This window comes from Pontibacter sp. GD13 (assembly GCF_058216355.1).
The window spans coordinates 363011-379074 of record NZ_JBYZMQ010000002.1; the positions used below are offsets into that span (position 1 = coordinate 363011).

Sequence of the window (16064 nt, forward strand, 5' to 3'; positions counted from 1 at the left end):
TCAACAAATATACAGCAAACCCGGCAAAGCAACATTGCCGGGTTTGCTGTATATTTAAGCATCCAGATCAATTGATTCAAACAATAACCTGATAAAATGAAGCTTCATTACAGATACTTAGGTGCGTTGCTTTTAGTAACAGTTTTTAACCTTCCTGCTTCGGCGCAGCAGAACAATCCTATAAAAAGCGTTGGGAAAGTGACCACGGTAAACATCAGCGGCCAGAAAGTAGACCTCATTACCGACCAAAATGCCTTTATAGAAGTTAGCGTTTACAGCCCTTCGGTGGTGCGTGTGCGCATGGATAAGAAAAAACTGGGAGATGATTTCTCTTATGCGGTGGTGGGAAAACCAAAGCAAACCAAAGCGAATATCACGCAAAATAGCAATGAAGTTGTAATTACGACTGATTCACTTGTTACCCGCATCAGCAAGAATCCGTTTGCGGTTGCCTTCCTGACCAAGGCCGGCAAAGTAATCAACAAGGATGAAGAGGGCTTAACGACATCCTGGATAGGCGAGGAGGTAACCACTTACAAGCACATGCAGGAGGGTGAGCGCTTTATCGGGCTGGGCGAGAAAACCGGCGGCCTTGACAGGAAAGGAAACGGCTATACCAACTGGAATACCGATGCCTACGGCTACAGCACCGGCCAGGACCCTTTGTACACCACCATACCTTTTTATGTGGGGATACACAGCGGTCTGAACTACGGTATCTTCTTCGATAACACCTACCAGAGCGATTTTAACTTTGGGGCCAGCAACAACCGCTTTTCCTCGTTTGGAGCACAGGGCGGTGAGATGAACTATTACTTTATCTACCATACCAGGCTGGCAGATATTATCACCTCTTACACCGATATTACAGGCCGCATGGACTTGCCGCCGCTGTGGAGCCTTGGCTACCAGCAGAACCGCTATTCATACTATCCTGAAACGGAAGTATATCGTATCGCCCAGACACTACGGGAGAAGAAGATCCCCGCCGATGGCATCACGCTGGACATTCACTACATGGATGCCTACAAGCTGTTTACCTGGGATAAAACCCGCTTCCCTAACCCGATGCAGATGAACAAGAAGCTGGAGGATATGGGCTTTAAGACCACTGTAATCGTGGACCCGGGCATTAAAGTAGAGCCAGGATATGCTGCTTATGAAAGAGGTAAAAAAGACGATATTTTCCTGAAATACCCGGATGGGGAATATTATACCGGTCAGGTTTGGCCAGGCTGGACGCATTTTCCTGATTTTACCAGCGAAGCCGGTAGAGTGTGGTGGAAAAAAGAGCTTAAGTTCTTTGCCGAAACAGGCGTGGATGGTTTCTGGAACGACATGAACGAGATAGCCACCTGGGGACAGAAGATGCCAAACAATGTGCTTTTTCAGTACGACGGACATTTGACCACGCACAAGCAGGGGCGCAACGTATATGGCCTGGAGATGGCCCGCGCCAGCTATGAGGGTTCACGCGAGCATTTGCCTAACCAGCGCCCTTTCCTACTTTCGCGCGCCGGCTACTCTGGCTCGCAGCGTTACACGGCCATCTGGACCGGTGACAACCGCTCCGAGGATAGCCACATGCTGCTGGGGATCCGCTTATTGAATAGCATGGGCGTAAGCGGTGTGGCGTTCACGGGCATGGATATCGGTGGTTTCACCGGCAATCCTTCCATCGGACTGTATGCCCGCTGGATTCAGTTAGGTGCCTTCACACCCTACTTCCGTAACCACACCGGCGTTAACTCCAAGTCGTCGGAGCCCTGGGCTTATGGCGAGGAGGTAACCGAGATTGCCCGTAATTTCATCAGCCTGCGCTACAAACTGCTCCCTTACATTTACTCCAATTTTTATGAGGCGTCGCAAACCGGTCAGCCGCTCATGCGCTCACTTGCTATAGATTATACCCACGACCCGAAAGTATACAATGGAGAGTTTGACACACAGTATCAGTTTGGCAAGGCTTTCCTGATCATGCCTTTTGAGAGCGGGAAGAACTATGGAAAAGTATACTTTCCGGCAGGTAAATGGTATAACTTATATACCGGTGAGGTAAAGCAGGGCAACCAGGAAGAGATGATCGGGATACAGTATAACAAGCTCCCGATCTATGTGAAGGAAAGCAGCATTATCCCGATGCAGTCGCTTATCCAGAACACGACTGAAAAGCCTACCGATACCCTGACAGTGCATGTGTACAAAGGCGATGTAAATAATGCCTTTGTTTATTATGAAGATGACGGGAAGTCTTATGATTACAAGAAAGGCGAGTTCTTCAAACGTAGCATCAGCTATGATCCGCGTAAAAAGACCATCACCTTTGATAAAGTAGAGGGTAATTATAACTCTAACTTCAAAAACATTAAGGTGATGCTGCACGGCTTTGAAGGTACAACTAAAGTTAAAGTGAATAACAAGAGCCAGAACCTGACCAAAGATTTCGCTTCATTCCTGGATCCGATTTCACGTTTCGATCCACAGGGTTCAGCCAATCCCAAAGAAGGCTATGAAGTGCACAGCATAGTGGTGAAAAATGATAAGGACAGGTTTACCATTAGCTATTAAATAAAGAAAAGCATCCATAGAACCAGATCTTATGGGTGCTTTTTTTATACTTGACAGTTCATTCGATAGCGTATAAATCCTTTTATTCTAAGCGCATGCAGCAGTAAATTGAAATGTAGCACAAGTACAAGCATACAGAATACCAAAACGAACTCCATTATCCTAAACATATGAAAAAGCTGAAACTTCCGCACCTGCTGGTCTGGTCTGCCTTACTAATGACGGCGGCCTGTACTTCCCCCGCTAAAATTCAGAACGACTCCGGAACCCAGGCCTTACAAGAAGCCAAGGTAAGCGAGTGGCCAAGAGGGGTGTCTTATGAAATATTTGTGCAGTCTTTTTGTGATTCTGATAACAACGGCATTGGAGACATCAAAGGGATGACCTCCAAACTGGATTACCTGAATGAGCTGGGCGTTGAAGCCGTCTGGCTAATGCCGATGAGCCCTTCGCCCTCGTACCACAAGTATGATGTGACGGACTATTATGGCGTGCACCCGGATTACGGGACCATGGAAGATTTTAAGGAGTTTGTGAAAGAGGCGCATGAACGTGGTATCCATGTGGTGATAGACCTGGTGCTGAACCACTCCGGCGTGGATCATCCCTGGTTCAAGGATGCTGCGAAAAACCCGAACAGCCCTTACCGGGATTACTATGTTTGGGCACACAAAGACGATCCAATAACAAAAGGCGAAGGTAAATTTACGGGAGATGACTCGCATAATACCAAGCATTGGCACTCTGTGGAAGGCAGCGATTATAAATACTATGGTTACTTCTGGGGAGGCATGCCTGACCTGAATTACGATAACCCGAAGATGCGCCAGGAAGCAGTTAATATTGGCAAGTTTTGGTTAGAGGAAGTTGGGGTAGATGGATTTAGGTTAGATGCAGCCCGCCACATATTTACTGATGACAGGCAGGAAGATAATCATAAGTTCTGGGAAGAATTTAGAAGTGAAATGCAAAAGGTAAAGCCAGATGTGTACCTGGTTGGTGAAGTATGGGCTGATGCAAAAACAGTCGCACCTTATACCAAAGGCCTGCCTGCGTTGTTTAACTTTGAAATGAGCTGGGCAATTTTGAAAGCTTTAAAAGAAGGGGAGGGCGACTCACTGGCTATAAAGCATGACAAGATCATTGATTTTTATTCCGATGTTAATCCTGACTTTGTAGATGCGACCATCCTCAGCAATCATGATCAGAACAGGATCATGAGCGAAGTGAACGGAGACATGAACAAAGCGAAAATGGCTGCTGCGCTGTTACTTACACTACCAGGTTCGCCCTATATTTATTATGGCGAGGAGATTGGCATGCAGGGTAAGAAACCGGATGAACTTATTAGAGAACCGTTTATCTGGGATGTGAAAAGTAAAGATGATTGCCGCACTACCTGGGTGAAACCAGAGTATAGTACGGAGCAAACTGTTGCTCCAGTAGCTGTTCAGGAGGAGAACAAAAATTCCCTTTTAAACCATTACAAAACACTAATCAATTTAAGAAATCACAGCAAAGCCCTTACCTACGGAGATCTGGAGCCTGTTAATGCTGCCAACAAAGCTGTTAGTGCATTTGTGCGTTCAAAGGATGGAGAGTCACTCTTCGTGCTTCATAACGTTTCCGGCATGCCGGTAAGTGTAATAGTGCCGCGTAATTTAGAAGGTTATAAGGGTGTGGTATTTCAGACAAATGGTGCCGAACTTACAAAGGAAAAAGTAACATTGCCGGCCTACAGCACGCTTATCCTGAAAAAATAAAGTATGTTGTCGCTGGAATCTGGCCAGGATCTATACCTGTTGCTGTTCCGGATACACATGCTATAAAACATGAGATAAAATAGAATTTATGAGAAAACACAACATCACAAACAGAACCCTGCTGCTGGCACTTATTGGATGCCTGGGTACTGTTGGCCTGACAGGCTGTACCAACCAGGAAAATTCCGCTGAGCAGACCACCACTGTTACACCTGAACAAGCTGAAATGAAGATCAAAAAAGAGCCTTTTGGCAAAGCTCCAGACGGGGAAGAAGTAAGTCTATATACTTTAACCAATAAAAACGGGGTAGAGGTAAAGATCACCAACTATGGTGCAATAGTTACCTCCATCGTTACCCCTGACAAGAATGGTAAAATGGGTGATATTACGCTTGGCTTCGATAAAGTGGATGGCTACATACCCAATGATCCACATTTTGGAGGAATCGTGGGCCGATATGCCAACCGCATTTCCAAAGGAAAATTTAGTGTTGATGGCCAGGAGTACACTTTGGCAATTAACAATGCACCCAATCACCTGCACGGCGGTATAACAGGTTTTGATAGAGTTGTGTGGCAGGCAGAGGAATTACCAAAGCAGAACGCTATTCAGCTTACTTACCTCAGCAAGGATATGGAAGAAGGTTATCCTGGCAATTTGAAAGCAGTTGTGACCTACACGTTAACTGATGACAATGGTCTTAAAATAGACTATGAGGCTACCACAGATAAGGTTACGCCAGTCAACCTAACCAACCACAGTTACTTTAACCTAAGTGCGGGTCAGGACAAAGATATTCTGAATGATGTTGTGATGATCAATGCGGACAAGTTTACAGCTACTGACGAGACACTGATCCCGACTGGGGAGTTGAAATCCGTAAAAGGAACGCCTTATGACTTCACGACGCCACAAACAGTTGGCACCCGCATTAACAACCTGCAAGGCTACGGCTACGACCTGAACTACGTGATCAATGACGGGAGAAGTGGCCTTGCCAAAGCGGCATCTGTGTATGACCCGACTACAGGACGTACTTTGGAAGTGTTCACCACACAGCCCGGCATACAATTTTACACAGCATACCACCTGGATGGCAGCTTGACGGGCAAAAATAATACAGTTTATACCAGGTATGCAGGGCTTTGCCTGGAAGCGCAACACTATCCTGATTCTCCGAACCAACCAAGCTTTCCCAGCACAATCTTAAAGCCAGGAGAGAAGTATAAGGAGACCACGGTTTATAAGTTTGGGGTGAAAGAGTAAAAAGGAGGGTAAAAAAATTGATTCATATAATACACCCTGTACTACAAGCCGCAGCCTATGTACAGGGTGTTTCGCTTTAACAAAACACTTCGTAGATGAAACGAATCCTGCTTAAACCAAACATCCTGCTCTCGCTGCTTTTGCTAGGCGCCTGCCAAACGCAGAAACCCTCAGATAATACTTCGGCCTCCGCAATTTATCAGTCTGATGCCTTTGCTATTTACCCCGACAGCGTGGTGCAAGGTGCGTATGTGGCACATGCGCTTTCTCCCACGCAGCTTACCTCCAACTACAAGAGTCCGGCTAATGAATTCGTAAGCCCAGGTATAACATTCAAATTTGCTATAAACGGCCGCGACAATGAGATGAAACCGGGCACCGACCATCACTTCAATTGTTTGGCTACCGATGGCTCCTGCACAACACCCGTAATTACTTTTGGGGAGCAGTACGTGGACCTAACGGAGGTACCCAACGGTACATACCTATCACCAAACACTAACATGACCGTGCGCCTGGACATGCGCCCGGTGTTGGGGGCGTTTAAAAAACAGGGTTTCTATACTTCCAATACAGGGGAGAAGATCTATAAAGAAGATTTCAGAGGAGTTTACATTGCCGGCAACGCTGCGCCACTTAACTGGGATTTTGATAACCTGGGCCGTAACGAATCAGCTAAACTACAGGATCCGGATGGAGATGGGATTTATGAGATAACCCTGAAAATGAATGCGCCGGAGGATGCCAAGGCTACAGCAACAAGCTGGCAACTGACAAAAGATGTGTCAGCTTTTCCGCAGTATACTTCTGATTACCCGCTCGGCGACGCACTTTACAACCTGGCGCTGGAGGAGATGGTGAATGCCGTGGAGCCGGACAGCACCTTTCGAACAGGCAAGGAATGGGCCGGTGTCTGGACGCGCGACATCAGTTACAGCATCATCCTTTCGATGGCGCAGTTGCAGCCGCAGGTGTCGAAGTATAGCCTGATGCGCAAAGTGAAAAACGGCCATATTATACAGGACACCGGCACAGGAGGGGCCTATCCGGTTTCTACTGACCGTATGGTGTGGGCTGTTGCTGCCTGGGAAGTGTACAAAGCAACAGGGGATAAAAAGTGGTTGCAGGATACGTACCAGATCATCAAAAACTCGCTGGAGGCAGATTATAAGAACGCTTACAATTCGGAAACAAACCTGGTTCAGGGCGAATCGTCGTTCCTGGACTGGCGCGAGCAAACCTACCCGCGCTGGATGCAGCCTGCCGATATTTACGAATCGGAGAACCTGGGCACGAACGCGGTGCACTACCAGGCCAACCTTGCTGCTGCGCAAATGGCCGACCTGTTAAACGATAGAAGCTCGGCGGCCATGTTCAGGAAGAAAGCAGAAAGTATTAAAGAGGCCATGAACCAACTCCTGTGGCAGCAGGATAAAGGCTACTACGGACAATACCGGTATGGCCGAAACTATAAAATTCTGTCCCCAAGAGCGGAGGCGTTGGGAGAGGCTTTGTCAGTGATCTTTGGCATAGCGGATGGAGCGCGAAGTAAAACCATCGTGGCCAGCACACCTGTTACGGATTTCGGCATACCAAGTATTTACCCGCAGATACCTGGCATTCCGCCTTATCATAACAACGGCATCTGGCCTTTTGTGCAGTCGTACTGGAGTTTGGCCGCTGCCAAGGCAGGTAACGGGCAAGCCCTCACCGAAAGCATCAGCGCCATTTACCGTCCTGCAGCTTTGTTCCTCACCAACAAGGAAAATTTTGTGGCCAGCACAGGCGATTATGCCGGCACGCAGATCAACTCAAGCAATATGCTATGGAGCTTGTCGGGGAGTTTAAGCATGGTATACAAAGTGTTTTTCGGAATGAACTTTGAAGCGGATAAACTGGTGCTGCAGCCTTTTGTGCCCGAGGCTTTTAAAGGCAACCGCAGGCTTTCTAACTTCAGGTATAGAAATGCGATTCTGAACATGGACATGAGCGGGTTTGGTAACGAGATAAAGTCAATTACCATGGATGGCATGCCGATGGAGAAACCCGAAATTCCCGGTAACCTGGCCGGCAGCCACACCATTAAAATTACCCTGGCCGATAACAGGGCAGCAGGAGAGGTGAACCATACTGCCGATTATACCTCGCCGGAAACACCCAAGGTAAGTTATAGCCAAGGTAAACTTACCTGGCCAGCCGTAGCGGGCGCCACGGCTTACAAAGTATGGTTAAATGGCAAGGAGCTGCAGCAAACAGAAAGTACGAGCATGCCTGTTAACGCCAATGGCTACAACGCATACATGGTGATGGCAATGGATCAGAATGGGGTTCCGTCGTTTGCCAGCGAGCCTGTTGTTGTGGTGCCTGAAAAGTATATACTGGTGTACGAGCTGGAGAAGGTGGCTCCAAAAGCCAGCCTGCCGTACCGGGATTTTTCAGGAGCAGGGTTTGTGGAGCTGAGTAAGCAAAAGAACAGAACTATAAGTATGGAAATTGTTGTACCACAGGATGGAGTATACGCCATCGACTTCCGCTATGCCAACGGAAATGGCCCGATCAACACAGAGAACAAAGCTGCCATCCGCACCCTTAAAAAAGGAGGGGAGTTTGTGGGTTCCATCGTATTGCCACAGCGCGGCGTGGACGAGTGGAGTAATTGGGGCTTTACCAATGCGTTGGAAATACCCCTGCAAGAAGGTAAGCACACGTTCTCGCTTACATTTGAGCCGAACAACCAAAACATGCACGGCGAGATAAACCAGGCGATGCTGGACTATATGCGGCTTGTTAAAATCAGGTAAATCGATAATTTCTTGCTTTCACTTAGTAAGCGAAAATCTTTTGTATTCTCAGTTAAATCATTTTGTTCGCTAAAGCTTTTTGACAGGCAATCGCGTAAACTAGCTGATGCCCTCGTATATTGTGCATGAAGCACAAAAATTTGGTTTGGTTTGACTTTTCCTGAGCTATTGCCGTACTTTATCAACTAATAACATTTAGTTAACTAAATCGCGTATCCAATATAATACTTGTATGAAAGCGACACAACGTAATAATGTAACTGTGAAAGGTAAAGGAAATAAACCTTTACTTTTTGCCCATGGCTATGGTTGTGATCAAAATATGTGGCGATACATTACGCCAGCTTTTGAAGAAGCATATAAAATTGTTCTTTTTGACCATATCGGTTTTGGCTCTTCTGATGTAAGCGAATATTCTGAGGAGCGTTACTCATCGCTAAATGTTTATGCTACCGATGTGTTAGAGATATGTGAGGAGTTGGATCTACAGGATGTTGTTTTTGTGGGTCATTCAGTTAGTGCCATGATAGGCGTACTTGCTGCGTTACAAGATCCGGATCGCTTTGCTAAACTGGTGTTGGTATCTCCATCTCCTAAATACATAGACGAAGGCGATTACAAAGGTGGTTTTACAGAGGATGCTATTAATGATATGCTTGAGGTACTGGACAGCGATTACTTAGGATGGTCTAGTAACATGGCTCCTGTTATTATGGGTAACCCCGAAAGGCCGGCTTTGAGTGAAGAACTGGCCGGTAGCTTTTGCAGCAGCAACGAAACTATTGCTAAGAAATTCGCTCACCTGACCTTCCTTGCTGATAATCGTAATGACGTTAAAGAGCTTCAAACAGAAACCTTGATTCTACAGTGTTCTGACGATGTGATTGCGCCTCTTCCAGTGGGTGAATATCTTCATCAGCAAATACCTCATAATAAGTTTGTCATTTTGGAGGCAACAGGCCATTGTCCTAACCTAAGTGCTCCAGCTGAAACAGTGGCTGCGATAAAAGAATTTTTATAATTATTAGAGTGCGCTAATTTAGCTGGTTGTAGATAATCAGGTAGATATTGTTATAATGTAAAGTATAAATAGTAAGTGCAGTTAATTACACAAAAGAGGCTTTATAAGGCAAACGGAGACGTTTTCTTTGAAGTAAGCTCCCAGGCTGATGATAACTATATTTATATCAATTGGATTGGGATCCAGTCTTTGGAGACTGCCGTTATGGGCGGGAACTATATTTTGTCTATGTTGCGTGAGCATCCTGCAAATGGAATTCTAAATAATAACCGTGAACTGATTGGCCCCTGGGACACGGCCGTAAACTGGTTGGCTAATAAATGGGCGCCACAGGCTAAAATGCTGGGCCTAAAATATTATGCACATGTCTTGTCGCCGGGTATCTACGGCCAACGTTCATTTTTTACTCTTCTTACTATGTTGGAGAAGCATTTCGAAGTATCTGATCATCCAGATGAAGCAGCAGCTGCAGATTGGCTGAAGGATAAGCTTTAGGCAACTCGGGTAGCTTAAACTTTAAAATTCTTGTCGTATTCGAAAGCAGTTGTAATTAAAAAATTTAGAGAACATCACCTGTAAAACTTGCATATAAATTTCACCAGGTGATGCTTTGTTTTAAAGGGGTGTTACTTAAAATTAAAAACGATTCCAGCCTTTACAAAAAAGGGCCTTCCGGGGGTGAAATGGATTTCCGAAACAGGTTCTGCCTCTCCGCGCAAGCGCGACTCGGTATCAAACTGCGCCTCTTCCCACTTGGTGTTCAGCAGATTCTCCGCTGAAAGCTTTAGCTCTATGCGCTTAAAAGTATAACCCACCACGGCATCCAGCAGGGTATACCCCCGGGCAGTCAGGCTGTAGTCTTCGTTGGCGGGTCTGCTTTGCAGGTAGCGCACCCTGAAGCTGCCAAACAATCCATTCTCGGGGCGCAGGGTTAGTCCACCAGAGCCCGTAACAAGTGGGGCAAGCGGAATGTAGTTGTTTCCCTCCGACTCCTCTTTTGCACGTGGTTTGGTAAAGTTCGCGTCGGCGTCGGCAAAAAGGTATTTGGCCAACTGGTACCGGCCCGACAAGTCGAAGCCATAGCGGCGCGTTTTGCCAGACGGTTCCACAATGCCTTCATCCCCCACGTAAACCAGTTCCTGGTCCAGGTCAAGGCGCCAGATGGCGGCATGCAGGATAAGTGAAGGGATTGGCTTGTAGTTGACTCCCAGGTCGGCACCGTAAGCCGTGGGCAGCACTTGCAGGGCACCTGCCTGCACCGATACGCGGGTATCGTTGGAGTGAAAGCCCGTGCCTGCGCTGGCGTAAAACTGTAAGGCAGGGGAGTGGTTGTAAAAGAGGTTAACCTTTGGGCTTACCTTATACTCGGTGTTCACTTGCCGGCTATAGGTGGAGTCTATGTTTAGTTGACTTTGGTAATCGAACATAAACTGGTCCATGCGAAGGGCTGCATTCAGACGAAGCTTCGGATTGAGCTCCAGTGTCTCGCTTAGGTAAGCAGCCAGGTTCAGTTCTTCTATGTCTCCTTTTTTAGCTTCAGACAAGGTAATGCTTCTGCCTTTGGTGCGCGATAGCTCCGCACCCCGCACCACGTCGTAGCGCATTTCTACTCCTGCCTCACTTGTGATACGCTTGTTAAATAAGTTGCCTTCCTGGGTGTAGGTGCTGCTGTACCCGTAGATGTTTCGCGATTCACGCTGCCTGATCTGATCTCCGTTAATAGGGTCGTTCAGAAAAAAAGTGAAGTTGGAATATAGCTCGAAGTCGTAGTTCACGAGGTAGATCTGGTTGTCTAGGGTGGCTCCGTTAGGTAGGATGCTGGTGAGCGTAAGGTTTGCGTTTTGACGGGAGGTGGCCCCTCCCTCTGTATCGTCTATAGAACCAAACCGATCAATAAGCCCGCTTTCAACAGCTCGCAGTGGTACCTGGCCCGAGGCATCCCACTTGCTACGGAACGTGGAGAGCGATAGCGAAAGAATTTTATCCTGGCCAACCATTCCCTGGTAGCGTCCGAAAAGATTAAGCCGGTTAAAGTTCTGCGGCGAGTTAAAATACCCGTTGGTATACATATACTCTGTGGCCACATAGGCATGCTGCTGTTTCTGGCGTGCCGCTTCTCCCAGTAAATCAAACATTCCCACAGCGCGGTAGGTGTCGTACAGGCCGCCCTCCAGTTTTAAACTACTGTTGCTAATGGAACGGCGCGTGCTAAAGCTGGCATATCCGGCGGTGGCGAAGTTGCCCTGGTCAGCCTGGTACGGACCTTTGCCATATTCCACGCCTTCAATAGTTTCCGGAATGATAAAGTGCAGGTCGGAGTAGCCTTGCCCATGCGCATGCGACACCATGTTAACGGGCATGCCATCCACGGTAAGCCGAATGTCGGTGCCGTGGTCGATGTCGAAGCCGCGCAGGAAGATCTGCTCTGCCTTGCCGCCACCGGCATGCTGCCCGATAAACAGCCCTGGAATAACCCGCAGCACCTCCTGAGAGCTCTGCACCGGCCGCAGGTTTACGTCTAGGGCACTGATCGTACCCAGGGCTTCCTGCTTCTGCGAGTTAACGGTTACCTCCGACAGGTCTACCAAACCAGGCTCAAGCAACACGTTTAGCTGCAGGGTTTCCCCCTCCTTAATATCCACGGTTTGGGTAAGTGTGCGGTAGCCCAGGTAAGAAATATAGAGGGTTTGTTTGCCGAAGGGCAAGCCGGTAAGACTGTAGTTGCCAAAGGCATCGGTGGTGGCCCCTTTGTCGGTGTTAGCTACCGCTACGGTGGCTCCCTGCAACGGTGTGTTTCTGTCTTTTGAGTAGACTTTGCCTTTTATGGATCCGTTATGGCCAAAGCACAGGCTGGTAAAAACACACATGATGACGCATACTAACAGTAAATTTTTCACATAGTTGAGAAGTTAAGTGGCCAAGATTCACCTGTTATGCCTGGCCATCAATCGAACAGAAAACCAGGCATAAGAGGGTTTGAAGTAATGCTATAAACTGGACAGTCGCTTGGAGATAATGCTTCTGCCTTCCGCACCGATACGGTCGTTTTGGAAAGGGTCAAGCGAGAAAGCTTGCTGAAGCAGTTGCTCACCGCTTACCTTATGACCTAATTTATAGTTTACAAGTCCGTTCAGGCAAAGCAGCGAAGCATCCTGTTTCTGGGTCCGCGTGGCTTTCTTCAGCATGGCGTTTGCTCTGCCAAAGTCCTTTTTGGCGTAAAAAATAGAGGCCATCACCTTGCACACATCAATGTTGTTTGGGCGGCGCTTGTATTCTTTCATAGCATAGGCCATGGCTTTGTCCGGGTCGTTGTTGAGTTCCAGGTATACTTTAGCCAATTCAAGGTCTACTATATGTCCGGCTTCCTGGTCAGCCTCAAAACCTTCCAGAAGTTCTTCCATGGTTTTTTCTGCTTCGCGTTCCTGCCCCGTCTTTTTATACAGGTGCGCCAGCTCCTCCTGAAAAGAGAACTCCGGCAAAGCACCCGCTGCCTCTTTCAAAAGCACAATGGCTTCTTTCGTGTTGCCCGATTTATCCTTTATCCTTCCCAATCCGGCGGTGGCAAAGGCATACTCCGGTCGCTCGAGCAGTGCCTGCTTGTAAGTGATCTCGGCCATTTGCAAATTTCCGGTGCGCTCGTACAATTGTCCCAGGTTATACTTGGCCCAGGCCGTTTGCTCCAGGCCGGGGTAGCCGGCGTTGGCCGACATCTGCATGGCCTGAATAGCTCCGTCCATGTCGCCATGTATCTCGCGCAGATAGGAAATGCGGGCATAAGACATCAGATCCGGCCGGCTGGCCACCATTTTATCGGCCATTTCTATGGCTTCCTCATAGTTACCCAGTTCCACGTTGGCATCGCACAGCACCCCGTATACTGCGGCGCGTTTATCGTTCATTTTCAGGGCCTCATGGCCGGTTGCTAGAGCATTCTCAAACTGGTGGAGCGAGAGTTGTATGGAGGCCTTGGCCACGATCGCCTCGTAGCGGATGGCAGGGTCTATGTTTTTCCTGTCCAGCACATCATTCACCAGCTCCAGGGCGGCTGGGTAATAGTAGGGGTGGTCGCCGGTTACACGCGCTTCCTGCATGTAAGCCATGGCCAGTAACAGTTTACTGTGGGTGTCTCCGCTGTTTTTTCGGAGTTTGTATTGCAAGCCTTCAATGGCTGCTTTGGTGTTGAGCCACTCACTGGTTGTGGCAATAGGGCCTTGTCTGTCGTGTAACGGAGGGATCGGTTTTTCTATGTTTCTGCTGTGCATATAAAAACCAGCGGCGGCAACAAGCAGTACGGCAAAAAGTATGGCGTAGATGTTTCCTTTTTTCATATAATAAGGTTTTTAAAGTAGGATGAAATAAAAGCAGGCCGACAAAAAGCCGACCTGCCTTATTTTTATTTAGATACTATTATTTTGATCGTTTGCGTTTTGCCATCGGCATTTTGCATGGTAGCATAGTAGATGCCGTTTCCGAACTTACTTACATCCAGCTTTACCTCGTGCATGCCTGCATCCAGTTTTTTGTTGGTCATCGGGCTGGCCACCAAACGGCCTGCTGTGTCATAAACTTTCAGCGATACGGCCGAAGCGTCGCGCAGGCTGTAGCGGATCGTGGTAGATTCGGAGGCAGGGTTCGGATACGACTCTACTTCCTTCATCATGATCTCAGGCGGCGCCACGTTCAGGTTCATGCCCTGAATGTTCTGCGACTCCATCATGCCATTCTTCTCGCCGCACTCGCAGGTGCTGCCTTCCAGGCCGCTCCACGGTTGCGCCACATAAGGGAAACCCTGCAAGTAAGGCTTGTCGTTGGTGTTCACGCCATCATACGGATAGGTGAGCACGGTAAGCAGATCTTTGGTAACAGGGTTCGGACTTCCGGGCACATAATCGTCGTACCATAAGCCAATAGCTGCCAGCACAACACCGCTCACGGCCATGGTCTCAATGTCCACTACGTCATCCTCTATGCGTCTTCCGTTCGGGAAACCATCCATGTTCGGGATAAACTCCATGTTGGAATTTGAGTTATAGCGTGGGTCTGTTAAGCCGAGCACAGCTGCCTGCACCAAACCGAACCTGCTAAAGTCAGGGGAGTCTCTTTGTGTGATAGGCACGGCCATGTTCACGCGAAGCATGTCCCCGAAGGTTGGCAGGAAGTTGTTTACAAACGGCTTGCCTTTAGCCAGTGGGTTACCGCCTTTGCCGGTGGCTAACTGGTACGGTGCAAGGTTCGGTACGCCTGTCATAAAAATAGGCAGAATATCTACGGAGCGCGGCGCGTTAGGGCGCAGCAGGTAGTTGCCAAACAGGGCAGGGTCCAGCGCGGTGCCTTTTACAGCTTTTGAGTTGAGCAGTGGGTACAAGCCATCCTTTCCATTTCGGAAGTCATACTGACCAAGTGAGTTCATTTGTAGCGGCAAAGCCCCTAACTCCGGTATCTGGTCACCAAATGCGGTGTTGTCTATGTAAAGCGACAGCTCCGGATTGGTGAAATACTCTTCAAACTTCTTTTCGTTGTATGGCGTGGTGGCATTCCACTCGTCCTTGCGGCCTATCGGTATAATCACCTCGTTGGTAAGTGGCATTCCTAAACGGGATACCTGCACCATAGGGCCACTGTGGCTCACCTTGCCTCCTCTTTCACGCACAGTAATCTTAGGGCGGCTCGCTGATGCCCACACACCGATCACATAGTCTGAATCCAGTATGCTTTTCGCCTGGTTAGCTGTTCTGCCGTCTTTCTGCAGTGTCGTGATCGGAATGTTCATAGCGATGGTATGCACGTTTTTGCAAGCCAGGCCATCCACAGGGTTTTCTGGTCTGAGGTTTCCCAGGTCAAAAAAACCACCTACATCAATAAAGAACGGGTCATCCACAGGACCTACAAAGATTTTCTCGCCTGAAGGGAGCCTCTGGATTCCTTCGATCAGGGATTCCTGGTGATAATTGCTGTTTAGACCAACGGCACTCTCGATGGAACGCGGTCCCTGATTTGGCGGCGGCACAACGGCATTCTCCAGAATAGTGGAGAAGGTTTTTCCGTTGTCGGTGCTTTTCAGAACATTGTAGCTTACCTTCTGGTTTTCTTTTCCTAAGCGGATGTTAAAGAAGGTAGTCGGATCCTCATTTTTAATACTGAAATCAAAACGATAAATAATGTCATCGCCTTTTGTCTTCGGATCGTTTTTAACGTGAATGTCATACATCACATCCTCTCCGAAGTTGTAGTAATAAGGACCAGCCTGTGGCAGCTGAAACGGAATGTAGTTCGCTATGATCACCATTCTGGAGGGATCAGTAGGATTTCGGAAAGCATACACATCTGTATTATCTGCCAGCGGATCGTTCATGATCATAGGCGCCTCCCTGTGGCTCGACGACTCGAGGTAGTTAGTCTGTGAGCCAACTGCCACCACGCCGCCAACAACTAGCAGCGTTAGCCAGGCTTTCAGGCCAACCTTTGTAAAATTTTTCATAAGCAATAAGTTTTAAAATGGTAAGAATTGAACATTTGGTGTTGCAATTACTCACAGAAGGGCTTGGTGAGCAGGTGATCAGGGGTAATGGGAGCGAATATAAGTGTACCTACGGAACTAATTTGATATCAGATTTAATAATTATATAAAAATTTATAAAATACTA

General features: G+C 47.9%; 9 protein-coding genes. 6 read left to right on the top strand and 3 right to left on the bottom strand.

Annotated features, from left to right (window positions below):
• Nucleotides 1-96 precede the first annotated feature (96 nt).
• The 6 genes from AC4BAN_RS05220 (at nucleotide 97) to AC4BAN_RS05245 (ending at nucleotide 9915) form a co-directional block, all read left to right on the top strand.
• On the top strand, nucleotides 97-2568 hold the full coding sequence (locus AC4BAN_RS05220; RefSeq protein WP_490563320.1) for a glycoside hydrolase family 31 protein: 2472 nt from the start codon (nucleotides 97-99) through the stop codon (nucleotides 2566-2568).
• A gap of 170 nt (nucleotides 2569-2738) precedes the next feature.
• Entirely contained in the window at nucleotides 2739-4331 is a 1593-nt protein-coding gene (locus tag AC4BAN_RS05225; protein ID WP_490563321.1) for an alpha-amylase family glycosyl hydrolase, read from the top strand.
• Between the two features lie 88 nt (nucleotides 4332-4419).
• A complete protein-coding gene (locus AC4BAN_RS05230) occupies nucleotides 4420-5598 on the top strand; it encodes an aldose epimerase family protein (protein ID WP_490563322.1) in 1179 nt (392 codons plus the stop codon).
• A 95-nt stretch (nucleotides 5599-5693) separates the two neighbouring features.
• Complete coding sequence (locus AC4BAN_RS05235) at nucleotides 5694-8399, top strand: alpha-L-rhamnosidase-related protein (protein WP_490563323.1); 2706 nt, start codon at nucleotides 5694-5696, stop codon at nucleotides 8397-8399.
• Between the two features lie 232 nt (nucleotides 8400-8631).
• The gene (locus AC4BAN_RS05240; protein ID WP_490563324.1) at nucleotides 8632-9420 is read left to right on the top strand and encodes an alpha/beta fold hydrolase; all 789 of its coding nucleotides are present in this window, start codon (nucleotides 8632-8634) and stop codon (nucleotides 9418-9420) included.
• Between the two features lie 75 nt (nucleotides 9421-9495).
• Nucleotides 9496-9915: a hypothetical protein gene (locus AC4BAN_RS05245; RefSeq protein ID WP_490563325.1), complete on the top strand. Its 420-nt coding sequence runs from the start codon at nucleotides 9496-9498 to the stop codon at nucleotides 9913-9915.
• A 131-nt stretch (nucleotides 9916-10046) separates the two neighbouring features.
• On the opposite strand, the gene AC4BAN_RS05250 is transcribed toward AC4BAN_RS05245, so the two are convergent.
• The 3 genes from AC4BAN_RS05250 to AC4BAN_RS05260 form a co-directional block, all read right to left on the bottom strand.
• On the bottom strand, nucleotides 10047-12317 hold the full coding sequence (locus AC4BAN_RS05250) for a TonB-dependent receptor (protein ID WP_490563326.1): 2271 nt from the start codon (nucleotides 12315-12317) through the stop codon (nucleotides 10047-10049).
• A gap of 90 nt (nucleotides 12318-12407) precedes the next feature.
• Nucleotides 12408-13748 (bottom strand): tetratricopeptide repeat protein, encoded by a 1341-nt coding sequence (locus AC4BAN_RS05255; protein ID WP_490563327.1) that lies wholly within the window; start codon nucleotides 13746-13748, stop codon nucleotides 12408-12410.
• A gap of 65 nt (nucleotides 13749-13813) precedes the next feature.
• Complete coding sequence (locus tag AC4BAN_RS05260; RefSeq protein ID WP_490563328.1) at nucleotides 13814-15898, bottom strand: T9SS type A sorting domain-containing protein; 2085 nt, start codon at nucleotides 15896-15898, stop codon at nucleotides 13814-13816.
• Between the last annotated feature and the right edge of the window lie 166 nt (nucleotides 15899-16064).